Annotated in this window: 22 protein-coding genes; 14 read left to right on the forward strand and 8 right to left on the reverse strand. The window is 72.5% G+C overall.

Going from position 1 to position 22,703, the window contains the following annotated elements:
* Both CFI00_RS02950 and CFI00_RS02955 read right to left on the reverse strand, forming a co-directional pair.
* Entirely contained in the window at positions 1 to 732 is a 732-nt protein-coding gene (locus CFI00_RS02950) for a hypothetical protein (RefSeq protein ID WP_207083806.1), read from the reverse strand.
* Positions 729 to 1,100, reverse strand: coding sequence for a PadR family transcriptional regulator (locus CFI00_RS02955; protein ID WP_207083807.1), 372 nt, complete (start codon positions 1,098 to 1,100; stop codon positions 729 to 731). The genes CFI00_RS02950 and CFI00_RS02955 overlap by 4 nt, the downstream gene beginning before the upstream one ends.
* A gap of 176 nt (positions 1,101 to 1,276) precedes the next feature.
* On the opposite strand from CFI00_RS02955, the gene CFI00_RS02960 reads away from it, so the two are divergent.
* The 9 genes from CFI00_RS02960 (at position 1,277) to CFI00_RS03000 (ending at position 11,472) form a co-directional block, all read left to right on the forward strand.
* Entirely contained in the window at positions 1,277 to 2,188 is a 912-nt protein-coding gene (locus CFI00_RS02960; RefSeq protein ID WP_207083808.1) for a DUF2520 domain-containing protein, read from the forward strand.
* Positions 2,185 to 3,120, forward strand: coding sequence for a pantoate--beta-alanine ligase (panC, locus tag CFI00_RS02965; protein ID WP_207083809.1), 936 nt, complete (start codon positions 2,185 to 2,187; stop codon positions 3,118 to 3,120). Before CFI00_RS02960 ends, panC begins: the two co-directional genes overlap by 4 nt.
* The gene (panD, locus tag CFI00_RS02970) at positions 3,120 to 3,536 is read left to right on the forward strand and encodes an aspartate 1-decarboxylase (RefSeq protein ID WP_207083810.1); all 417 of its coding nucleotides are present in this window, start codon (positions 3,120 to 3,122) and stop codon (positions 3,534 to 3,536) included. Before panC ends, panD begins: the two co-directional genes overlap by 1 nt.
* Before the next feature lie 9 nt (positions 3,537 to 3,545).
* Complete coding sequence (locus tag CFI00_RS02975) at positions 3,546 to 5,219, forward strand: L-aspartate oxidase (protein WP_207083811.1); 1,674 nt, start codon at positions 3,546 to 3,548, stop codon at positions 5,217 to 5,219.
* Positions 5,216 to 6,121: a carboxylating nicotinate-nucleotide diphosphorylase gene (gene nadC, locus CFI00_RS02980; RefSeq protein WP_207083812.1), complete on the forward strand. Its 906-nt coding sequence runs from the start codon at positions 5,216 to 5,218 to the stop codon at positions 6,119 to 6,121. The genes CFI00_RS02975 and nadC overlap by 4 nt, the downstream gene beginning before the upstream one ends.
* Entirely contained in the window at positions 6,118 to 6,888 is a 771-nt protein-coding gene (locus CFI00_RS02985) for a type III pantothenate kinase (RefSeq protein ID WP_207083813.1), read from the forward strand. The genes nadC and CFI00_RS02985 overlap by 4 nt, the downstream gene beginning before the upstream one ends.
* Before the next feature lie 76 nt (positions 6,889 to 6,964).
* Positions 6,965 to 7,288, forward strand: a complete 324-nt coding sequence (locus CFI00_RS02990) for an Lsr2 family protein (RefSeq protein WP_207083814.1) — start codon at positions 6,965 to 6,967, stop codon at positions 7,286 to 7,288.
* A gap of 25 nt (positions 7,289 to 7,313) precedes the next feature.
* Complete coding sequence (locus CFI00_RS02995; protein ID WP_207083815.1) at positions 7,314 to 8,732, forward strand: hypothetical protein; 1,419 nt, start codon at positions 7,314 to 7,316, stop codon at positions 8,730 to 8,732.
* A gap of 160 nt (positions 8,733 to 8,892) precedes the next feature.
* The gene (locus tag CFI00_RS03000; protein ID WP_207083816.1) at positions 8,893 to 11,472 is read left to right on the forward strand and encodes an ATP-dependent Clp protease ATP-binding subunit; all 2,580 of its coding nucleotides are present in this window, start codon (positions 8,893 to 8,895) and stop codon (positions 11,470 to 11,472) included.
* A 40-nt stretch (positions 11,473 to 11,512) separates the two neighbouring features.
* On the opposite strand, the gene CFI00_RS03005 is transcribed toward CFI00_RS03000, so the two are convergent.
* On the reverse strand, positions 11,513 to 12,397 hold the full coding sequence (locus CFI00_RS03005; RefSeq protein ID WP_207083817.1) for an A/G-specific adenine glycosylase: 885 nt from the start codon (positions 12,395 to 12,397) through the stop codon (positions 11,513 to 11,515).
* 67 nt (positions 12,398 to 12,464) lie between these two features.
* Here CFI00_RS03005 and CFI00_RS03010 point away from each other — a divergent pair, with 67 nt between their 5' ends.
* Entirely contained in the window at positions 12,465 to 13,265 is an 801-nt protein-coding gene (locus CFI00_RS03010; protein WP_207083818.1) for a hypothetical protein, read from the forward strand.
* A gap of 502 nt (positions 13,266 to 13,767) precedes the next feature.
* Here the strand turns inward: CFI00_RS03010 and disA are convergent.
* Together disA and radA are read right to left on the reverse strand one after the other, a co-directional pair.
* A complete protein-coding gene (gene disA, locus CFI00_RS03015) occupies positions 13,768 to 14,850 on the reverse strand; it encodes a DNA integrity scanning diadenylate cyclase DisA (RefSeq protein WP_207083819.1) in 1,083 nt (360 codons plus the stop codon).
* Between the two features lie 114 nt (positions 14,851 to 14,964).
* Positions 14,965 to 16,359, reverse strand: coding sequence for a DNA repair protein RadA (radA, locus tag CFI00_RS03020; protein WP_207083820.1), 1,395 nt, complete (start codon positions 16,357 to 16,359; stop codon positions 14,965 to 14,967).
* Between the two features lie 275 nt (positions 16,360 to 16,634).
* Here radA and CFI00_RS03025 point away from each other — a divergent pair, with 275 nt between their 5' ends.
* The 3 genes from CFI00_RS03025 to CFI00_RS03035 all read left to right on the forward strand — a co-directional run bounded on the left by CFI00_RS03025 (position 16,635) and on the right by CFI00_RS03035 (position 19,516).
* A complete protein-coding gene (locus CFI00_RS03025; RefSeq protein WP_207083821.1) occupies positions 16,635 to 17,678 on the forward strand; it encodes a LacI family DNA-binding transcriptional regulator in 1,044 nt (347 codons plus the stop codon).
* 72 nt (positions 17,679 to 17,750) lie between these two features.
* A complete protein-coding gene (locus CFI00_RS03030) occupies positions 17,751 to 18,251 on the forward strand; it encodes a SigE family RNA polymerase sigma factor (protein ID WP_207083822.1) in 501 nt (166 codons plus the stop codon).
* Complete coding sequence (locus CFI00_RS03035; RefSeq protein WP_207083823.1) at positions 18,248 to 19,516, forward strand: hypothetical protein; 1,269 nt, start codon at positions 18,248 to 18,250, stop codon at positions 19,514 to 19,516. The genes CFI00_RS03030 and CFI00_RS03035 overlap by 4 nt, the downstream gene beginning before the upstream one ends.
* 6 nt (positions 19,517 to 19,522) lie before the next feature.
* Here CFI00_RS03035 and CFI00_RS03040 read toward each other — a convergent pair whose 3' ends face one another.
* The 3 genes from CFI00_RS03040 to CFI00_RS03050 form a co-directional block, all read right to left on the reverse strand.
* Positions 19,523 to 20,206 (reverse strand): class I SAM-dependent methyltransferase, encoded by a 684-nt coding sequence (locus tag CFI00_RS03040; protein WP_242532655.1) that lies wholly within the window; start codon positions 20,204 to 20,206, stop codon positions 19,523 to 19,525.
* The gene (locus CFI00_RS03045) at positions 20,203 to 20,841 is read right to left on the reverse strand and encodes a VOC family protein (protein ID WP_207083824.1); all 639 of its coding nucleotides are present in this window, start codon (positions 20,839 to 20,841) and stop codon (positions 20,203 to 20,205) included. The genes CFI00_RS03040 and CFI00_RS03045 overlap by 4 nt, the downstream gene beginning before the upstream one ends.
* A 94-nt stretch (positions 20,842 to 20,935) precedes the next feature.
* On the reverse strand, positions 20,936 to 21,712 hold the full coding sequence (locus CFI00_RS03050; protein ID WP_207083825.1) for a hypothetical protein: 777 nt from the start codon (positions 21,710 to 21,712) through the stop codon (positions 20,936 to 20,938).
* 45 nt (positions 21,713 to 21,757) lie between these two features.
* On the opposite strand from CFI00_RS03050, the gene CFI00_RS03055 reads away from it, so the two are divergent.
* On the forward strand, positions 21,758 to 22,702 hold the full coding sequence (locus tag CFI00_RS03055; RefSeq protein ID WP_207083826.1) for a Ppx/GppA phosphatase family protein: 945 nt from the start codon (positions 21,758 to 21,760) through the stop codon (positions 22,700 to 22,702).
* Position 22,703: the final 1 nt, after the last annotated feature.

The following is a 22,703-nucleotide window of genomic DNA, read 5'->3' on the forward strand; positions in this document are numbered from 1 at the left end:
CTAGCCCTGCTGCATCAGCAGCAACGGCAGTGCCATGACCGCGGTGAGCACCGGGAAGAGCCACGGCGTCAGCCGCTGCAGGCCCCGCGACACCGCGTCCTCCGCCATGGTCCCCGCGCCGCCGGCCTCCTCGGGACCGACGACGGGGTCGCCCGGGTCGGCGATGCGCAGGGCCATCGCGGTGCTGGCGCCCAGGAGCACCACGCCGACGACCAGGGTCCCGGCCGGCGGCAGGGCGACGAGCATCTGCCGACCGAGCAGCAGGATCGCCACGAACAGGCCGATCGGGGCCAGCGCGCCCACCACCGCCACCCACCGGTGGCGCACCACCGCGCGCAGCACCCGGTCGGCGTAGCGCACGACCAGGGTGGTGCCGAGCACCGCGAGCACGACCACCAGCACCAGACCGGTGGTGAGCTCGACCTGTGTGCCGGCCCGGCTCGCGCCGACGGCGCCGAGCGTGAGCATCATGCCGCCGAGGCCGAGGACCGAGGGAACCAGCTCCCTGCGCCAGTCCAGGGTCATGGCGCCCGCCGGCGCCAGCTCCACGGCGTACTCAGTGGGGTCGCCGAAGGCCTCCTGGGCGCTCTCGCCGCTCTCGGCGCAGTGCGCATCGACCTCCGCGAGAGCCGCGCCGATCCGTCGGCCGTCGACGCCCCGCAGCCGCAGCTCGAGCAGGAAGGCCTCGGCCCACGCAGGCTCGACGTGGGGGGTGTGGGTGTCGATCGTCATGACGGGTCCTTCCCGGACGTGGGTGCGGCAGTGTGGAGGAACGTGGTGGTGACCTCGGTGAAGGCCCGCCACTCGGCGGCCTGGTGCTCGTGCTCGGCACGACCGGCGTCGGTGAGGTCGTAGAACTTGCGGCCGGGGCCGCCGTCGCCGGCACGCCACTCGACGGTGACCAGCCTGGCCTCCTCCAGCCGCGCGAGGAGGGGGTAGAGCGTGCCCCCCTTGATCGTGCCGAGCCCCGCCCCGGCCAGCGCGCTCGCGATCGCGTAGCCGTAGGTGGGACCACCGGCGATCACGTGCAGCACGCACGTGCTGAGTGCGCCGCGCAGCCACTCCGTGGGCCACGGCTGGGGGTCGTGAGGCGACGACATGACTAGATAGTGACGCCAACTAGTCAGGCTGTCAATCTACTCATCGCCACTCCATCGCGCGGTCGCGTGGCGTGCGTCACGCCCGCAGCCGTTCCCACCGCGGAATCCGCAGGCGTAGGCTCGATGTTGGTCGCAGTAGATCGGTACCCGCGAGGGACTGAAACGAAGAGGTCGACATGATGAAGCTCTCCATCGGCGTGGTCGGCGCTGGCCGGGTCGGCGCCGTGCTGGCAGCCGCCCTCCGCTCCGCGGGCCATGACGTCGTGGCCGCCGCGGGCGAGTCCGACGCCTCCCGCCGGCGCATCGCCGCGCTCCTGCCCGGCGTCGCGGTGGCCAAGCCCACCGACGTCGCCCGCGCGTGCGACCTGCTGCTGCTCACCGTGCCGGACGACATGCTGTCCAACGTGGTGAGCGTGCTCAGTGCCAGCGGCGCGATCCGCGAGGGCCAGGTCGTCGTGCACACGAGCGGTCGCCACGGCCTCGCCGTGCTCGAGCCGGCCCGCGGGGTCGGTGCCCGCACGATCGCCGTCCACCCGGCGATGACCTTCACCGGCACCGAGGTCGACCTGCCGCGCCTGCCCGGTTGCGTCTTCGGCGTCACCGCTGATGGTGCCGACCGAGGCCTGGCCGAGAGCCTCGTCGCCGACCTCGGCGGTCGGCCCATGTGGGTGCCCGAGGAGCGGCGGGCGCTCTATCACGCAGGTCTCGCCCACGGCGCCAACCACCTCGTCACCCTCGTCACCGAGGCGATGGAGATCCTCTCCGCCGCCGGTGCCGACGACCCCGCCGCCACGCTGCGACCGCTGCTCACCGCCGCGCTCGACAACGCGCTGGCCGACGGCGACGCCGCGCTGACCGGCCCCATCGTCCGCGGCGACGTCGAGACGGTCCGGGCCCACGTCGCCGGGCTGCTCGCCGACGCCCCCCAGACGCTGGCGTCGTACGTCGCCCTGGCGCACGCCACCCTCGACCGTGCCGTGACCGACGGCCGGCTGCTGCCGATCCGGGCGTCCCGGATGCTCCGGGTGCTGGCCGACGCGGAGGCCGCTGTGGAGTCCGCGGGCGCCCCCGCCGATCACCGTCGATGACGTCGCCCCCCGTCCTCGCGAGCACCCGCGAGGAGCTCTCCGGGTTGCTCGCAGCCGCGCGGCAGGCCGGTGAGCACGTCGCGTTCGTGCCCACCATGGGTGCACTCCACGACGGCCACGCCAGCCTGGTGCGCACCGCCCGCGCGGCCACGACCGGGCCCGTCGTGGTCAGCATCTTCGTCAACCCGATGCAGTTCGCCCCGACCGAGGACCTCGACCGCTACCCCCGCACCCTGGACGAGGACCTCGAGGTCTGCGCGCGCGAGGGCGTCGACGTCGTCTTCGCCCCCGGCGTCGAGGAGATGTACCCCGGCGGCTTCGGCCACGACTCGGTCCGCGACGGCGTCACCGTCGCACCCGGTGCGCTGGCCACGATCCTCGACGGCGCCTCGCGCCCCGGTCACTTCGACGGCGTGCTCACCGTGGTCGCCAAGCTCTTCGGGCTGGTGCGCCCCGACGTCGCGGTCTTCGGTGAGAAGGACTACCAGCAGCTCACCCTGATCCGCCGGATGGTGCGCGACCTCTGCCTGGACATCGAGGTCGTCGGCGGGGAGACGGTGCGCGAGCCCGACGGCCTCGCCCTGTCGAGCCGCAACCGCTACCTCGACGCCGACCAGCGGCGTACGGCCCTCGCGCTGAGCCGCGCGCTGCGCGCCGCGCAGGACCGGGCGGCGTACGGCGTCCCCGCCGCGCGCTGGGCGGCGATGGCGGTGCTCAAGGACGAGCCGGGCCTCGAGCTGGACTACCTCGCACTCACCTCGCCCGACCTCGGCGAGCCCCCGGAGACCGGCCCCGGCCGGATCCTGGTGGCCGCGCGGGTCGGCACCACGCGGCTGATCGACAACATGCCGCTCACCTTCGACCGGGTCGTCCCGGACGTGTCGGCGGGGACCGCTCCTGCGGCCTCGACCACCAGAGAGAGGAGCGGCTGATGCTGCGCACGATGATGAAGTCCAAGATCCACCGCGCCACCGTGACCCAGGCCGACCTGCACTACGTCGGGTCGGTCACGGTCGACGAGGACCTGCTCGACGCCGCCGACCTCCTGGCCGGCGAGCTGGTGCACATCGTCGACGTCACCAACGGTGCCCGCCTCGAGACCTACACGATCGCCGGCGAGCGCGGCTCGGGCGTCATCGGCATCAACGGTGCCGCCGCCCGGCTCGTGCACCCCGGGGACACGGTGATCCTCATCGCGTACGCCCAGATGGAGACCGCGGAGGCCAGGGAGCTCAAGCCCCACGTGGTCTTCGTCGACGCGGACAACAAGGTGATGGCGACCGGCTACGACCCGGCCGAGACGTTCGGGGACGCCTCGCTGACGCGCGGCGACGCCGTGGCTCGCTAGCCTGCACGGATGACTGACCACCGGCCGGTCCCGGGCCGCCTGCGCGCGCCCGCACCCGGTTGGACCACCCGCGCCGACGTGGTGGTGGTGGGATCCGGCATCGCCGGGCTCACCGCCGCCCTGCGGATCCATGCGGCTGATCCCTCCCTCCACCTCCTCGTCGTCACCAAGGACGTGCTCGCGGCCGGTTCCACGCAGTGGGCCCAGGGCGGCATCGCGGCGGCGCTCGGCCCCGGCGACACCCCCGAGCAGCACGAGCACGACACCCTCGTCGCCGGTGCGGGCGCCTGCGACGTCGACGCCGTGCGCGCGCTGGTGACCGAGGGGCCCGACGCGGTTCGCGAGCTGATCGCGCTGGGCACGCAGTTCGACCACCACCCCGACGGGGAGCTCTCGCTGACCCGCGAGGGCGGGCACCACCGCGACCGCATCGCCCACGCCGGCGGCGACGCGACCGGAGCGGAGATCCAGCGCGCCCTCATCGCCGCGGTCGAGCGGTCCCCATTGATCGAGGTGGTCCAGCACGCGCTCGCCGTCGACCTGCTCCTGGCCGACGACGGCGGCGTCGCGGGGGTGACGCTCCACGTGCTCGGCGAAGGCCAGCGCGACGGCGTCGGCGCGGCCCACTGCCGGGCCGTCGTCCTCGCGTCCGGTGGTCTCGGCCAGGTGTTCAGCCAGTCCACCAACCCGAGCGTCTCGACCGGGGACGGCATGGCCGTCGCGATGCGCGCCGGCGCCCGGCTGCGCGACCTCGAGTTCGTGCAGTTCCACCCCACCGTGATGTGGCTCGGCCCCGACTCGCAGGGCCAGCAGCCGCTCATCTCCGAGGCGGTCCGCGGCGAAGGGGCCTTCCTCGTCGACGACGACGGACGGCGCTTCATGCAGGGGGAGCACCCGCTCGCCGACCTGGCCCCGCGCGACGTGGTCGCCAAGGCGATCACCCGGCGGATGCTCGAGGCGGACCGGCCGCACATGTGGCTCGACGCGCGTCACCTGGGCGCCGATTTCTGGAGCAGGCGCTTCCCGACCATCCTGCGCGTCTGCCGCGAGCACGGCGTCGACCCGGTCACCGAGCTGATCCCGGTCGCCCCGGCCCAGCACTACGCGTCCGGCGGCGTCGCGACCGACCTGTGGGGGCGTACGTCCGTGCCGGGCCTCTACGCCACCGGCGAGGTCGCCTGCTCGGGCGTCCACGGCGCCAACCGGCTGGCGTCCAACTCACTGCTCGAGGGCCTGGTCTTCTCGCGCCGCATCGCCGACGTGCTGCCCGGCGAGCTGCGCCCGTGGGCCGAGCCCGCTGCCGACGAGCGGGTCGAGGGGCTCGTCTCCGGCGACCGGCGTCGGGGCCTGCAGGAGGTCATGACGACGCGCGTCGGCGTGCTGCGCCACGCCGACGGGCTGGCCGAGGCGCTGGCGTTCCTGCACCGGCTCGACCCGGGCGACCCCGTCGTCGAGCCAGCCGCGTGGGAGACCACGAACCTGCTCGCGATCAGCACCGCGCTCGCCGAGGCGGCCGCGCTGCGCACCGAGACCCGCGGCTCCCACTGGCGCGAGGACTTCCCCGACCGCGACGACAGGAGGGCCGGCCACGTCGACTCGTGGCTGGATGACGACGGCACCGTCCGAGTGGAGTGGATCCCCGCCCCCTCGACCGATCCGAGCACCGAAGGAGTCCGGGCATGACGAGTCTCGCCGACGTCCCCGCCGAGCTGCGCGACGAGCTGTCCGCCGCGGGCCTCGACCCCGAGGCGCTCTGGCGCCGGGTCGGTGCCGCGGTCGAGGAGGACCTGCCCGACGGCACCGGCGTCGACCCGACCAGCTGGGCCACGATCGCGGACGACGCGACCGCGGAGGCGGTGTTCGGGGCTCGGGAGCCGGGTGTGGTGGCGGGCCTGGGTGTCGCGGCGCTGGTCTTCCATGCTTTCCTCGGCAACGACGTCCGGATCACCGACCGGCTCCCCGACGGCACCCGCGTGGAGAAGGGTGACGTGGTGATGCGGGTGTCCGGCCGCACCCGCCAGCTCCTCGTCGCCGAGCGCACCGCGCTGAACCTCGCCTGCCACCTCTCCGGGGTCGCCACCGCGACCGCACGCTGGGTGGAGGCGCTCGAGGGCTCCCCGACCCGGGTCCTCGACACCCGCAAGACGTTGCCGGGCCTGCGCGCGCTCCAGAAGTACGCCGTGCGCTGCGGCGGCGGCGTCAACCACCGCACGAGCCTGCAGGACATGGCGATGGTCAAGGACAACCACGTCATCGCCGCCGGGGGAGTCCTGCCGGCGCTCGAGGCGATCCGTGGCCGCTTCCCCGGCCTGCCGGTCGAGGTCGAGGTGACCACCCTCGACCAGCTCGACGACCTCCTCGTGCTGCCCGAGCCGCCCGAGCGGGTCCTGCTCGACAACATGGACGACGCGACGATGACCGAGGCCGTACGCCGTACGGCGGGGCGGGTGCCGCTCGAGGCGAGCGGCGGGATCACGCTCGAGCGGGCCGCGCGCATCGGCGCGACGGGTGTCGACTACGTCTCGGTCGGTGCGTTGACCCACTCCGTCGTCGTGTTCGACCTCGGCATGGACCTCGTGGAATGAGCCTGCTCGCCGCCGACATCGGCAACAGCCACACCTTCGTCGGGCTCCTCGACGGCGACGAGGTGACCGCCCACTGGCGGGTGGCGACCGACGAGCGCCGCACGGCCGACGAGTGGTCGGTGCTGCTGCGCGGCCTGTTGGCCGACCGCGTCGCCGACGTCGACGGCATCGCCGTGTGCGCCACCGTGCCCGCCGTGCTCCACGAGTGGCGCGAGATGCTCGAGCGCCACTTCCCCGACGTCGCCGCGATCGTCGTCGAGCCCGGAGTGCGCACCGGCATCCCGGTCCTGATGGACAACCCCCGCGAGGTCGGCAGCGACCGCATCGTGAACTCGCTGGCCGCGGCCACCCTCTACGTGGGCCCGGCGATCGTCGTCGACTTCGGCACCGCGACGACGTTCGACGTGGTCAACGGGAAGGGTCAGTACGTCGGTGGCGCGATCTCGCCGGGCATCGAGATCTCCCTGGAGGCGCTGGGCCGGCGCGGTGCGCAGCTGCGCAAGGTGGAGCTCGTACGTCCACGCTCGGTGATCGCGAAGAACACCGTCGAGGCGCTGCAGAGCGGGATGGTCTTCGGGGTCGCCGCTCAGGTCGAGGGCCTCGTCGCGCGGATGATCGTCGAGCTCGGAGAACCGGCCGAGAACGTCACGGTGATTTCCACCGGCCATCTGGCGCCATTGCTCGTCGATGACTGCGGGTGTTTCACGGTGCATTCCCCGTGGCTGACCTTGCAGGGTTTGCGATTGGTCTTCGAGCGCAATTCGTGAAGCTTTGTCGAAAGGTGTGAATTGCTGCCACAATTCGCTTTCGACGGGGAATTCGACGACTGCAAAGGAAAAGACCATGGCGCAGAAGGTCAACATCGTCCTCGTGGACGACCTCGACGGCACCGAGGCCACCGAGACCGTCACGTTCGGCCTCGACGGCGTGAGCTACGAGATCGACCTCAACGATGGCAACGCCGCCGCCCTGCGCGAGGCGATGAGCGGCTACGTCGGCCACGCCCGCAAGGTCAGCGGCGGTGGGCGCCGCGCGCGCAAGTCCGGTGGCGCGTCGACGTCCAACACCAAGGACGTGCGCGAGTGGGCCAAGGCCCAGGGCATGGAGGTCTCCGAGCGCGGGCGCATCTCCGCCGACGTGCAGCAGGCCTACGACGCCGCGCACTGACGTCGCGCCGACCACGGGGGACGTGATGAGGACGTGGAAGGCGGTGCTGCCTGCGCTGGCGCTGGTGGCACCGCTCCTCCTGTCGGGCAGCCCGGTCGCCGGCGCCAGTGCCGCGCCGGCCGCGAAGACCGCGGTCGTCGCCTACGGGGACGGTCCGGTGTTCCAGGACGCCTGGGACCAGCCGGTGCGGCTGACGTTCGAGGCGGAGGCGGGCGACCTCGTCGCCCTGACGGCCAGCGACGACCTCTACTGCGAGACGATCGAGCTGACAGGCCCGGGCGGTGTGGTCGGGCAGCCGGCGAGCAAGTTCCACGTCCTCCCCGCAGCCGGCACCTACACGTTCGAGTACGAGCAGACCTGCCCGTGGTGGGGCGGTGCCGACACCGCGCCGCACGCGGCCGTCGGACTGCAGCTGCTCAAGGGACGGGTCGTGCCCGTCCGCCTGCGCGGCGGGAAGGTCCGGCTGGAGGCCGACCTCGGCTACGTCGACATCGCGAAGGTCGTCGTCGGGCGGCGCGACGAGCCGGTGGTCCTCGAGGCCAACGGCGGCCCCGGTGGTCGCACTCCGTGGGACGCGGTCTTCGAGGAGGCCGACCTGCGCGGCGCCCAGCTGCCGGCGAGGCCGCTGGACGTCGAGCTCTGGCCCGAGGTCGGACCTGACGTCATCCTCGAGCCAGGGGGATACGTGGAGTCGATCGATCACGGGCTGGTGCGCCCCGGCGTGCCGCGCTACTTCTACGACCTGGGTCTCGCCCGCACCGTGCGCCTCCACCCCCTCCGGGTCGACCGGCTCGAGATCGACGCCCGCGGGACCTCGGTGCGGCGCGGGGAGACGAGGCGGCTCCGGTTCCGCGCCGAGGAGGGACAGTGGCTCCGGCTGCCGGGCAGCGTCCTGCCGCGTCACCTGCAGATGGGCCGGGGTGACGCGCCCACCAACCACTCGGTGCCGCCGGCGGTCTTCACCTACAACGACGTCGCGGCGGTGCCGTTGTGGCGCGTGCCGGAGACCGGCCGCTACAGCCTGGACATCCCGCACGCGGAGTCCGACCGCTCGCGGGCGTCGTACCGCATCCGCCTGCGGTCGCTCCCCGTGCGACGCCGCACGCTGACGGCGGACGACCCCCTGAGCACGCGCCTCCGGCCCGGACGGTGGGTGGTGCACCCGGTGGACCCCGCCGCCGACCGGCGCGGGGTCTCGTCGCTGGAGGCGAGCGGCTCGACAGGCAGCGGGTGGAGTGCGGCGCTGCTCGGGGACGACGAGAGCAGCGGCTACACCGATCGGATCGGTTGTGTCACCGACGTGGGCAACGCCTCCGTGGATGTCTTCCTCGCCCAGTGGGTCGTCATCGCACCGGGGCGCCGCGCAGGCAACCTCGACCTCACGCTCAATCCCCGGGGAGCCGACGACCCGCGGGAGGAGTGCGGCGACAGGCCGCTCTTCTGACGTACGCCCCGGGGCCGTGGCGTCCGGTCACGTTCGCTGTGAGCGGACGCTCTGGTGACTGGGGCGGGAACACGTAGGCTGATCCCGGGCGTTGAGCCCAGTGTCCGCGCTCCCGCTCCGGCGGGGGACGGGCGGACCACGCAGACGTAGAGGAGCGCACATGTTCGAGCGGTTCACCGACCGAGCCCGGCGAGTTGTCGTGCTGGCCCAGGAAGAGGCCCGCATGCTCTCCCACAACTACATCGGGACCGAGCACATCCTGCTCGGCCTCATCCACGAGGGCGAGGGCGTCGCCGCCAAGGCCCTCGAGTCCCTCGACATCTCCCTGGAGGCCGTGCGCGCCCAGGTCGAGGAGATCATCGGCCAGGGCCAGCAGGCCCCGTCCGGCCACATCCCGTTCACGCCCCGCGCCAAGAAGGTGCTCGAGCTCTCGCTGCGCGAGGCGCTCCAGCTCGGCCACTCCTACATCGGCACCGAGCACATCCTGCTCGGCCTGATCCGCGAGGGCGAGGGCGTCGCCGCCCAGGTGCTGCAGAAGCTCGGCGCCGACCTCAACCGGGTCCGCCAGCAGGTCATCCAGCTGCTCAGCGGCTTCCAGGGCAAGGAGTCGGCCGCGGCCGGCGCCCAGACCGCCGGGTCCGGCGGCGAGGCTCCGTCGAGCTCGCTGGTGCTTGACCAGTTCGGGCAGAACCTGACCCAGGCCGCGCGCGAGGGCAAGCTCGACCCCGTCATCGGGCGCGAGCAGGAGATCGAGCGCGTGATGCAGATCCTGTCGCGCCGCACGAAGAACAACCCCGTCCTCATCGGTGAGCCCGGCGTCGGCAAGACCACGATCGTGGCCGGCCTGGCGCAGGACATCGTGAAGGGCAACGTGCCCGAGACGCTCAAGGACAAGCAGATCTACACCCTCGACCTCGGTGCGCTGGTCGCCGGTTCCCGCTACCGCGGTGACTTCGAGGAGCGCCTGAAGAAGGTGCTGAAGGAGATTCGCACCCGCGGCGACATCGTGCTGTTCATCGACGAGATCCACACCCTCGTCGGTGCCGGCGCGGCCGAGGGCGCGATCGACGCCGCCAGCATCCTCAAGCCGATGCTGGCCCGCGGTGAGCTCCAGACCATCGGTGCGACCACGCTCGACGAGTACCGCAAGTACCTCGAGAAGGACGCGGCGCTCGAGCGCCGCTTCCAGCCGATCCAGGTGCAGGAGCCCTCGATCGCTCACACGATCGAGATGCTCAAGGGCCTGCGCGACCGCTACGAGGCGCACCACCGCGTCACCATCACCGACGAGGCCCTGGTGTCGGCGGCCACGCTGGCCGACCGCTACATCTCCGACCGCTTCCTGCCCGACAAGGCCATCGACCTCATCGACGAGGCCGGTTCGCGACTGCGCATCCGCCGGATGACCGCGCCGCCGGACCTGCGCGAGTACGACGAGAAGATCGCCGACGTGCGCCAGCGCAAGGAAGCCGCCATCGACGGACAGGACTTCGAGGCCGCGGCCCGCCTGCGCGACGAGGAGAAGCAGCTCTCCGCGCGCCGTGGCGAGCGTGAGAAGCAGTGGCGCGCCGGTGACCTCGACGAGATCGCAGAGGTCGACGAGGAGCTGATCGCCGAGGTCCTGGCCGTGGCCACGGGCATCCCGATCGTGAAGCTCTCGGAGGAGGAGTCCACCCGTCTGCTCAAGATGGAGGACGAGCTCCACAAGCGCGTCATCGGCCAGGAGGAGGCCGTCAAGGCCCTCAGCCGCGCCATCCGGCGTACGCGTGCGGGTCTGAAGGACCCCAAGCGCCCCGGCGGCTCGTTCATCTTCGCCGGCCCCTCGGGCGTCGGGAAGACCTGGCTGTCCAAGACGCTGGCGGAGTTCCTCTTCGGCGACGAGGACGCGCTCATCCAGCTCGACATGAGCGAGTTCAGCGAGAAGCACACCGTCTCGCGGCTGTTCGGCTCGCCTCCCGGCTACGTCGGCTACGAGGAGGGCGGCCAGCTCACCGAGAAGGTGCGGCGCAAGCCGTTCTCGGTCGTGCTGTTCGACGAGGTCGAGAAGGCCCACCCCGACATCTTCAACAGCCTCCTCCAGATCCTCGAGGAAGGCCGTCTGACGGACTCGCAGGGTCGCGTCGTCGACTTCAAGAACACCGTCATCATCATGACCACCAACCTCGGCTCGCGCGACATCGCCAAGAGCGTCAACCTGGGCTTCGGCGCGGTCGGCGCCGACCCGGCGGGCTCCTACGAGCGGATGAAGAGCAAGGTGTCGGAGGAGCTCAAGCAGCACTTCCGCCCCGAGTTCCTCAACCGTGTCGACGAGATCGTGGTCTTCCCGCCGCTGTCGCAGGAGCAGATCGTCGCGATGGTCGACAACATGATCGCCGCCGTCGAGCTGCGCATGAAGGACCGCGACATGTCGCTCGAGCTCACCCAGCCCGCCAAGGCGCTGCTGGCCGAGCGCGGCTTCGACCCGGTCCTCGGAGCCCGACCGCTGCGCCGCACGGTGCAGCGCGAGATCGAGGACGTGCTCGCCGAGAAGATGCTCTTCGGCGAGGTCGGCCCCGGTCAGATCGTGCTGGTCGACATCGAAGGCGAGGGCCCGGCAGCGAAGTTCACCTTCCGCGGCCAGAAGAACTCCACGGTCCCCGACATGCCCCCGCTGGAGACGGTCGACGCCGAAGGGACCCCCGTCGTGGGTCCCGACGACACCGAGGGTCCCACGGACGTGCCGAAGTCCACGGAGTCATGAGGGCTGGGGCCTGAGCCCACTGCCTGACAGTCTCACCAGATCACCCCGGGAGCGCCCAGCGCCCCGGGGTGACCTGCGTCAGGAGGCCGTCGGCCTCGAGGCCGGCCAGGCACCGCTCGCGCTGCTCGACCTGCGGCCACGCCGCCTCGACCTGCGTGGCGCCGATGCCCGACTCGGCCTCGCGGGCCAGTGCCATGATGCGGCCGCGGCACTGACGGTCGGTGCCCGCCCAGGCCTGGCCGCGCCGGGGCGGGCCGTCGTACGCCGGGAAGCCGGCCCCGCGCCACGCGCACAGGTCCGCGACCGGGCAGGCGTCGCACGACGGCTGCCGGGCCGTGCAGACCAGCGCTCCCAGCTCCATCGTCGCCACGGCCCAGGTGGCGGCGGTCGCGTCGTCGTCGGGCAGCACGTCGGTGGCCACGTCACGCTCCGCGCGGGTCACCGCGGTCGCCGGGAACTCCACGCCGGAGACGGTGCGGGCCAGGACGCGGCGCACGTTGGTGTCGAGCACGACGTGGCGCTGGCCGAAGGCGAAGCTGGCGATCGCGGAGGCGGTGTAGTCACCGACACCGGGCAGCGCGACCAGGTCGTCGTACGACCTCGGCACCTCACCGTCGTGACGCTCCACGATCGCGACGGCCGCCGCGTGCAGCCGCAGGGCACGCCGGGGATAGCCCAGCCGACCCCACATCCGCACGGCCTCGCCGGTGGACTCCTCGGCGAGGGCCGCTGGCGTCGGCCACCGGTCGAGCCACGCAGCGTGCACGGGCAGCACGCGGGCGACCGGCGTCTGCTGGAGCATGAACTCGCTGACCATCACCGACCACGCGCTGGCCGCCGTCCCGCGCCAGGGCAGCTCCCGCGCGTGGTCGTCGTACCAGTCGAGCACGGCGTCGTGCAGGGCGGGGACAGTGGCGGCATCCATCGCGGCGATCGTAGGTGAGCCGGTGCGCCTCCGCCGAGACGGGCCGCGCGCTCCCTAACCTGACCCCATGGCCTCGACCGTACGACCTCGCGGGCCGCTGCCGGCACGGGTCTACTGGGCCCGGCGCATCGTCGTGCTCGGCATCCCGCTCCTCCTCCTCGTCGTGCTCGCGCGCGTCCTCGGTGGCTCGGCGGACGGCAAGGACGCGACCACCCCGGCCGCGAGGCAGGCCGGCGCCAGCGTCACCGAGCCCGCAGCCGCACCGACCGCCGGCCCGACTGCCGTCGTCGGCAAGGACCGCAAGGGCAAGAAGGGCAAGAAGAAGCGCGAGCAGCAGGTCGTCCCGCCCGAGCCGGTGCTCGCCGAGCCGTCCGGGCCGTGCACCGACTCCGACATCGTCGCGACCCCCGCCCTCACCACCGCCACCGGCGGCGCTGACGTGCCGATCACCGTCAACCTGCGCACCGTCGTCGCGGAGGCCTGCACCTGGCAGGTGTCCCCGCAGACCCTGACGCTGACCATCACCAGCGGCAGTGACTTCATCTGGAGCACCCGCGAGTGCCCCTCCGCGATCCCGGTGCAGGACGTCGTCGTGCGCCAGGCCGTCGACACCCCGGTCGTGGTGACGTGGGCCGACGGCAAGCGCTCCGACGAGACCTGCTCGGGTCGCACCGAATGGGCGTTCCCGGGCTTCTACCACGTCCTCGCGGCGTCCCTGGGTGGTGAAGGCACCGACGTGCAGTTCGAGCTCGTCGCGCCCCAGCCCGCAGTGGTGACCACAACCGCCGACCCCAAGCCCGGCAAGAAGAAGAACGGCGACACCTCGCACACGCCCGGCGAGGACGGCGCGGGGAACTCCGCCGGCTGACCGGGCTTCCGGGCTTCCGGGGTCCTCAGTTTCCCCGGGTACCCGGGGAAACTGGAGGTTCCAGTGCGAACCTTCGCGGGCAAGGCTCCAGTTTGGATACGGAAGCACTGTGCCAGTCGTTCGTACGCTGCACTGCCGGCGGCCGTGAGCGGTGCGAGCCAGGGCCCCGACGATCTTGCATCGAAAGCGGGATCTCGATACGGCCCGTCGCGGCTTCGTTCCTCAGCCGCGGGGCCTACTCGATCTGGCCGGCCCTAGCGCCGACCTCGTGCCTCGGTCGACGCTGGCCGTCTCAATCTCGGTACGGCCCGTCGCGGCTTCGTTCCGCAGCCGCGAGGCCTACTCGATCTGGCCGGCCCCACGCGCCGACCTCGTGCCTCGGTCGACGCTGGCCGTCTCAATCTCGGTACGGCCCGTCGCGGCTTCGTTCCTCAGCCGCGGGGCCTACTCGATCTGGCCGAGCCCACCCCGCGCGCTCCTTCGTCGCGCGCGGCTGCTCGTCTCAGATGTAGCGCTCGGTGATGCTCGACTCGGCCAGGCGCGAGAGCCCCTCGCGGACGCTGCGGGCACGGAGCTCACCGACGCCCTCGACCGCCTGGAGGTCGTCGATGCCGGCCGACAGGAGCTGCTGGAGACCGCCGAAGTGGTCGACGAGCCGGTCCACGACGGCGGCGGGCAGGCGCGGCACCTTGGCCAGCAGCCGGTAGCCACGGGGGGCCACGGCGGCGTCGAGGTGCTCGGCACCGCCGAGGCCGATCGCGCGGGCCACGGACGCCGGGTCGACGAGCTCGGTGGGGGAGAGCCCCTCGAGCTCGGCGAGGTGGTTCTCCGGGCTGGCCTGGCGTCGCTTGCCGGAGGGGAGGTAGTCGCGCACGACGAGCTCGCGCTCGGCGTCGACGCCGGTCACGAGCTCCTCGAGCTGGAGGGAGAGCAGGCGGCCGTCGGTGCCGAGCTCGAGGACGTAGTCCTCGATCTCGCGCGCGATCCGGATGACCATCTCAAGGCGCTGGGCCACGACGGCGACGTCGCGCACGGTGACGAGGTCCTCGATCTCGAGCGCGGAGAGCGTGGCGGAGACCTCGTCGAGGCGGAGCTTGTAGCGCTCGAGCGTGGCGAGGGCCTGGTTGGCGCGGGAGAGGATCTTGCCGGAGTCCTCGAGCACGTGGCGGATGTCGCCGACGTAGGCGGCGATGATCTGCATCGACTGCGAGACCGAGATGACCGGGTGCCCGGTCTGCTTGGCCACCCGCTCCGCGGTGCGGTGGCGGGTGCCGGTCTCCTCGGAGGGGATCGTGTGGTCGGGCATCAAGTGGACCGCGGCCCGGTGCACCCGGGTGATGTCCTTGTCGAGGATGATCGCGCCGTCCATCTTGGCCAGCTCGCGCAGCCCGGTGGCGGTGAAGGGCACGTCGAGGGTGAAGCCGCCGGTGGCGATCGAGTCGACCGTGCGGTCCAGCCCGAGCACGATCAGGGCGCCGGTGCGACCGCGCAGGATCCGTTCGAGGCCGTCGCGCAGCGGCGTACCGGGCGCGATCGATGCCAGGGTCGCGCGCAGCCTCAGCTGCTCGTCGATGCGCTCTGCCACCGGTCCTCCACCTGTTCGTGCTGGCGCCGCCCCCGGGCACCCCGGTGAAGTGTAGGGCGCTCCCGGGGTTTCGGTCGTTCCGTTAACAACCCGTGACCTGCGGGCGCCGGCGGGCTAGAGCGGAGGAGTGAGGTCGAGGGTCAGCAGGGCGCCGAACACGTCGTCCACCTCGACCACGCGAATGCCGTCGACCACCCGCCGGGTCGGGATGCCGCGCTCGCTGGCGAGCGCGCGGCCGCGCGGGACGACCGCGACCTTGAAGCCCTGACGCGCTGCCTCGGCGATGCGCTGGGGCAGGTCGCGGACCCGGCGCAGCTCGCCGGCCAAGCCGATCTCGCCGATCGCCACCGCCCCGCGCGGCGCGGGGACGCCCAGGTGCGAGCTGGCGACCGCCACCGCGATGGCGAGGTCGGCGGCCGGGTCGTGGAGCTTGGCCCCGCCGACGGTCGCGACGAAGGTGTCGCTGCCGGCGATGCGCAGCCGGGCGTGGCGGGTGAGGACCGCGAGGACCATGTCGACGCGGGACGACTCGACGCCGGAGACGGTGCGGCGCGGGCGCTCCAGGGGGGAGGGGGTCAGCAGCGCCTGGACCTCGGCGAGCAGTGGTCGACGCCCCTCCATCGTCACGGCCACGCAGGTGCCGGAGACGTCCTGGGTGTGGTGCTCGACGAACAACCCGGTGGGATCGGTGACCGCGGCGATGCCCTCGGACGACAGGTCGAAGCAGCCGACCTCGTCGACCGGGCCGTAGCGGTTCTTCATCGCCCGGACCATCCGGAAGCGGGAGTTGCGGTCGCCCTCGAAGTGCAGCACCACGTCGACGAGGTGCTCCAGCACGCGGGGCCCGGCGATGGAGCCGTCCTTGGTCACGTGGCCGACGAGCACCGTGGTGATGTTGCGGGTCTTGGCCACCCGGATCAGGGCGGCGGCGACCTCCTTGACCTGCGTGACCCCGCCGGGCACGCCGTCGATGCCCGAGGCGCCGATCGTCTGCACGGAGTCGACGACGACGAGGGACGGCCGGACCTCCTCGATGTGGGTGAGGACCGCGCCCAGGTCGGTCTCGGCGGCCAGGAACAGCTCGTCGTGGACGCCGCCGGTGCGGTCGGCGCGCAGCCGCACCTGCGCGGCCGACTCCTCGCCGGTGATGTAGAGGGTGCGCTGGCGGGTGCGGGCGGTCTGGGCCGCGACCTCCAGCAGCAGCGTGCTCTTGCCGACGCCGGGCTCGCCGGCGAGCAGGATCGCGGCGCCGGGCACCAGGCCGCCGCCCAGCACGCGGTCGAGCTCGGGCACGCCGCTCGACCGGGCGACGGACTCGGTGATGGCGACCTGCCCGATCGGCACCGCCGGCGTGGAGACCGGGCCTGCCGCCGCGCGCATCGTGGGGGCGCCGACCTCGGCGACCGAGCCCCAGGCCTGGCACTCGCCGCACCGGCCCACCCACTTGACCGTCTCCCAGCCGCACTCCGTGCAGCGGTAGGAGGAGCGGGTCTTCGCCTTGGTGGACATGGACGTCACGCTAGGCGAGGCCACCGACAGCACGGGTGCGCCGCGCCCCGGCGCCCCGACCTGCCCCCACCGAGGGTCCGCGCCGGTCCGGGACCACCCGTCCACAGCGCGTACGCCGTGCCTGTGGACAACGTGTGGAACCTGTGGACAACCTTTGCCGGGCTGGGGACGTGCCGGCCGGACGCGCCGAACCCGCTCACCCGTTCGGGCAGGCGTGCCGTCGCCTGGGAAAGGCTTATGCTGGCGCTCGTTGGATCGATCAAGGGGGCAGCAGCATGGGGCGCAGTGAGCACCGGAGTGGCAGTCAGCTGCCGGTCACGCCGACGACCCTCGCTGATGTCGCGGAGCGTGCCGGCGTCTCGCGCCAGACCGTCTCCAACGCCGTGAACAACCCCGACCTGCTGCGTCCCGACACCCTCGAGCGGGTCCGCCAGACGATCGCCGAGCTCGGCTACTCGCCCAACCGCGCCGCCCGCAACCTCCGCACCCGCACCTCCTCGCTGATCGGGCTGCGCTTCACCCCCGCCCAGGAGGGCACGGCCAACGCCACGATGGACCGCTTCGTCCACTCGCTGGTGGAGGCGAGCGAGGAGGCCGGCTACGCCGTGCTGCTCTTCCCCGCCGACGACGAGGACCCGATCGGCGGCTACGACAACCTGCTGCGCTCGACCGCGGTCGACGCGTTCGTCGTCACCGACACCTACCTCGGCAACCCGCAGGCCACTTGGCTGAGCCAGCAGCGGGCGCCGTTCGTCGCCTTCGGCCGGCCCTGGGACGACGACGTGGCGCGCCACGTCTGGGTCGACGTCGACGGGGCAGCCGGCACCCGGCTCGCCACCCAGCACCTCATCGACCGCGGGCACACCCGCATCGCGTGGATCGGCTGGCGCAAGGACTCCCCGATCGGCGAGGACCGTCGCTCCGGCTGGCTGACGACCATGCACGACAACGGCCTGCCCACGACCGGTCTCGCCTCACGCGTCGAGGACGTCGTGCACAGCGGTGCCGAGGCGGCCGCGGTGCTGCTCGACGAGTCCGCACCCACCGCCTTCGTCTGCGCCTCCGACACCCTCGCGATGGGTGTGCTCCACACGCTCTGGATCCGCCAGCTCGCCCCGGGCCGCGACATCGCCGTCGTCGGCTTCGACGACTCCCAGGTGGCGCAGGTCTACCCCGTCGGGCTCACGTCCGTGCGGCAGCCGCTCGAGGACGTGGCCGTCGAGATCGTCCGGACCCTGCGCCAGCTGCTGTCGCACCAGCCCGTCGAGACGCGCGGCGTGCTGCTCGAGCCGACGCTGGCCATCCGGGAGTCGTCCTGACCCTCGCGTCAACCGGATCGGTCCCACCGTCGTCATCACGGGCAGAGGACCCGCCCGAACCGAGGAGACACCGTGGCCCGACGAGACGACGACTTCGTCGCCTTCGTGCACGCCCGATCCGCAGCGCTGTTGCGGACGGCGCGGCTGCTCACTGCCGGTGACCAGCACGCCGCGGAGGACCTGGTGCAGACGGCGCTGGAGAAGGCGTACGTCGCCTGGCCGCGGATCCAGCGCAAGGGGGCGCAGGAGGCCTACGTCCGCTCGATCATGACGCGGGCGGCCATCGACCGCACCCGGCAGCGCACGCGTCGCGGAGAGGTCGTGACCGACGAGGTGCCAGACGTGCCGGTCCACCAGGTCGGACCCGAGGACCGCGATCAGGTCTTCGCCCTGCTCGAGGTGCTCTCGCCGCGCCAGCGCGCGGTGGTCGTGCTCCGCTACTACGACGACCTCTCCGAGGCCCAGATCGCCGAGGCGCTCGGCTGCAGCGCCGGCGCCGTGAAGTCGCACGCCTCCCGCGCGATGGCGGTCATGCGCGCCCATTCCTCCGACCTCTCAGGAGCTCACCGATGAGCATCGACGCCCAGCTGCGTAGGCAGCTCACCTCCGCCGTCGAGGACACGACGGTCCCGCCCGGACTGGCCCGCGGCGCGATCGCCGGAGGTCGGCGTCGGCGTCGTGGCCGCGCCGTCGCCGGTGGTCTCGCCCTCGCGTCGGTGGCCGTCGTCGCCACCGCGGTGGTCCAGCTGCCCGGGCCGCTGCTGGGGTCGGAGGGAGACGTGGCCTCCGGCGCGAGCGCCGACCTGGCGGAGGGTCTGGAGTGGGCTCGGTCCCTACCGCAGGGCGAAGCCCCGGCGCTTCCGTTCTTCGGTGAGGGCGGCCTGTGGAGCAACGGCCAGATGCACGACACGCTCGGCGACGAGGTGAACTACGGCTATCCCCCTCGTCAGGTCGAGGGTGGGTGGCTGGTGGTGACCGGGCAGGACGAGGAGCGGCTCGGTCTCGCCGTCATGGCCTCGGACGGGTCGCTGCGCAGGCTCCCGGGTGGCTCCTTCGTCGCGGGAGTCGTCGACACGCGGTCGACGGCGGTCTCGGCCGATGGGCGGCGCGTCGCCTACCGCGACCTCGTCGTCGACCTCGACACCATGGACCTGACCGAGCTGCCACACCGGCCGGCGGGCGAGGTCGGCGCCGACGACTACGGCACTGAGATCAGGATCATCGGCTTCACTGACGACGGGCTGGTCTACCAGGGCGCTCCGTTCGAGCAGCGCAAGGGCTCGACGTGGCTGTTGCGCGACGACGGGACGACCGCGGCGGTCGAGCCCCCGCCGGACAGCCACATCAGCCAGGGCGGTCCCGCCGACGTCGCCGTGCGCTACGACTACGTCGCCGGCAACACCGACACGTGCATGACGACGTACCGACTCCGCGACACCACGTGGGAGGAGTGGCGCAGCGGGTGCATGGGAGAGAAGCTCGGCGAGGCACTCGCCGTCTCACCCGGGGCGGAGTGGCTCCTCACCGACGACCTCCCGCGGGTGTGGAGCATCGCGGACGGCCGGTGGGACCGCCTCGACATGCCGGTCGGCCTCGGGCGGGCGCAGCTGGAGGCCCAGCGAGGCGGCGCGGTCTGGGAGGGAGACGACACGTTCCTGCTCCCGTTCGCCGACCGGTGGACCGGCCCGACGTCGCCCGAGCCCGAGTTCGTGCAGCACGTGCAGGTGGTGCGGTGCTCGCTGGTCACCCTCGCCTGCGAGCGGGCGGGCGACGAGCAGTACCTCCCGGTCGTCACCACGATGTGGAGCAGCGGGCAGCTGACGTTCGCCCAGCCCTGACCGGTCTCAATAGTGCCGCCACCACAGGTTGACGGCGTAGTCGACCTCGGTGCCGGTGTGCGAGGCCAGCGCCTCCTCCGCGGCGGCCGGCGGCAGCTCGATGCGTACGACGGCCTCGAGCGCCTCGCGGGACGTGAAGGACCAGCCCATGTCGATCTCCCGGCGCCGCCAGCCGTGCTGCGACCAGAACCGCTCCACGGCGAGCGGGTCGACCTCGGGGTAGCCGCGGCGGAACCACGCGCCGAAGGTGGAGCGGGTGGGGTCGTTGTCGATCACGAACGCGGTGCCGCCACGGCGTACGACCCGGTCCAGCTCGCGCAGGCCCGGCTCGGAGCCGGGGCCGAAGAAGTAGGCCCACCGGGCGTGCACCACGTCGACGGACGCGTCGGGCAGGGGCAGCGCCTCGGCCATCCCCTTGAGCACGGTGACGTTCGCCAGCCGCTTCGTACGCCGCTTCGCCAGCGACACCAGCGGTGGGTGCGGCTCGACGCCCACCACCTGTGCAGCGCGCTCGGCCCACAGGGGCAGGTGGAAGCCTGTGCCGCAGCCGACGTCGAGCACGGTGCGCCCGGACCAGTCGCCGATCTCCTGCATGGCGGCGAGGACCCGACCGTGCGGGTCGGCGGCACGGTTCTCGAGCTCGTAGAGCTCGGGGGTGTGCCAGATGTTCGGTGAGGGGCGGGGCTTCAAATCCGCACGAGGCCGTGCGGGGTCTGGATCTGCACCGCGACGATGCCCGGGGTGCCGTTGGGGGCGACCCACTCGACCTTCACGTCCTCCAGAGGCGCCTCGACGGTCTCCCCTAGCCACTCGCTGACCCGCTGCGGGTCGCCGGCGATCTCGAGGCAGGCGAGCGAGTAGTCGCCGGTGGCGCCGTTGCTCGGGTGCATCGCCGACGGCGACTGCCACTGGATGAAGAACGGCAGCTGCGGGTCCGAGAGCAGCCCGTTGACGCCGATCTGCTGCCAGACGAGCTCGGTGCCGTCGGGGCGGTGGCGGTTGCCCTTGACCGCCTCGCGGCCCAGGCGCGACTCGATGGGGGCGATGTCGTCGACGGAGACGACCCAGCCCATCCAGCCGCCGCCGAGCGCCGAGCGCGCGCGCACGGCCTGGCCGAAGGGGGCCTTGTCGGAGGCGGGGTGGTCGAGGACCTCCACGATCTCCATGTAGGTGTCACCGGCCAGGGGCAGGGTGACGTTGCGGGTGCCGAAGCGAGGGTGCACACCCCCGTCGACGAACTCCGTGCCGAGCAGCCCCCCGATGCGCTGGGCGGTGCTGGCAAGTCCATCAGGTCCGGCGGCGAAGCTGACGTGATCCAGGCGCATGACCAGATTCTGTGCTCACGCCCCGGGGCGCCTGACACCGGGGTCGGGGTCTCTTGACATCGAGCAATTCCGCACCGCGGATTCCGTGGTGGGCTCAGCGCGGGTCGGCGGGGTGCAGCGCGAGGGCCGAGCGGGAGCGGGCGTGCGCCTCGCAGTGGCGGGCGAGCTCGGCGTACGCCTCGGGCCCCATGAGCTCGACGAGCTCGGGCTCGTGGGTCACCCACACGGGCTCGAGCGCGACGTGCGCCTCGGTGTTGCCCGAGCAGTACCAGTCCAGGTCGTGCCCGCCGGGGCCCCAGCCGCGACGGTCGTACTCACCGATCGAGACCTCGGTGTACGACGTCCCGTCCTGCACCTCCACGGTGCGGAACTGGCGCCGGATCGGCAGCTGCCAGCACACGTCGGGCTTGGTCTCCAGCGGGTTGCGGCCCTGACGCAGCGCGAGGCCGTGGAGCGCGCAGCCGGCGCCGCCGGACCCCTGGTCGGGCGTGAAGTCGGTGCGGTTGTGGAACACGCAGGCCTGCTGGCCGTCGACCTCCACCGCCAGCGTCTTGCGCTCGCCGTCGTCCTCGGTCTCGATCCAGTCGGACTTCTTCACCGCCCGGCCCGGGTGCAGCTGCCAGTCGTCGGGCGTGAGCTGGGCGACGAAGCCGGCGACCCGCACCTCGTCGTCCTTGTCGGCGAAGTGGGCACCGAGCGTGCAGCAGCCGACGTCGGGGGCGTCGGCGTAGATGCCCTGGCACCCCTGTCCGAAGATGCAGGTGTAAGCCGAGGTCAGCCACGTCAGGTCGCAGCGGAAGACCTGGCTGTCGTCGGCGGGATCGGCGAACTCGACGTACGCGCGGGGGAACACCAGGTCGACTTCGGGCACTCGGCCAGCCTAGTGGCGTGCCACAGGCCTAGTAGCGTGGCAGTCATGCGCCTGGGCGTCCTCGACATCGGATCCAACACCGGTCACCTGCTGGTGGTGGACGCGCACGGCGGTGCCGCGCCGCTGCCGGCCTCGTCGCACAAGCAGGCGCTGCGCCTCGCCGAGCACCTCGACGCCGACGGCGCCGTCACGCCGCAGGGGGTGGAGGCCCTCACCGAGTTCTGCGCGTCCGCCACGCGGATCGCGGAGGACAAGGGCTGCGAGGAGATGCTGGGCTTCGCGACCTCCGCGGTCCGCGACTCGGTGAACTCCGACGAGGTGCTGGCCCACGTGGAGCGGCACAGCGGCGTCTCCCTCGAGGTGCTCTCTGGCGAGGACGAGGCGCGGCTGACCTTCCTGGCCGTACGCCGCTGGTTCGGCTGGTCGGCGGGCCGGTTGGCGATCTTCGACATCGGTGGCGGCTCGCTGGAGATCGCCGGCGGCGCCGACGAAGCGCCCGACGTGGCCTGGTCGCTCCCGCTCGGCGCGGCCCGGATGGCCCGTGCGTGGTTCGGCGGCGGCCGTCCTTCGGAGGAGGAGATCCGCCAGCTGCGCCGTGAGATCCGCGCCGAGATCGCACGCGACGCCGGAAACCTGCTGCGCCCGGGTGTGCCGGACAAGGCTGCGGCCACCTCGAAGACCTTCCGCTCCCTCGCCCGCATCTGCGGCGCCGCGCCCAGCGGCGACGGGCCCCTGGTGCCGCGCACCCTCGAGCTCGAGACGCTGTCGGGCTGGATCCCCAAGCTGATGGACATGTCGGACCAGGAGCTCGCCGACCTGCCGGGCGTCTCACCGAGCCGTACCCACCAGATCGTGCCCGGCGCGCTCGTCGCCGAGGCGTGCATGGACATCTTCGACCTGCCCGCGCTCGAGATCTGCCCGTGGGCACTGCGCGAGGGCGTGATCCTCGAGCGCCTCGACCAGATCTCCGTCGTGACGAGGCTGCACTGAC

The sequence above is a fragment of the Nocardioides sp. S5 genome (assembly GCF_017310035.1).
Lineage (GTDB): Bacteria > Actinomycetota > Actinomycetes > Propionibacteriales > Nocardioidaceae > Nocardioides.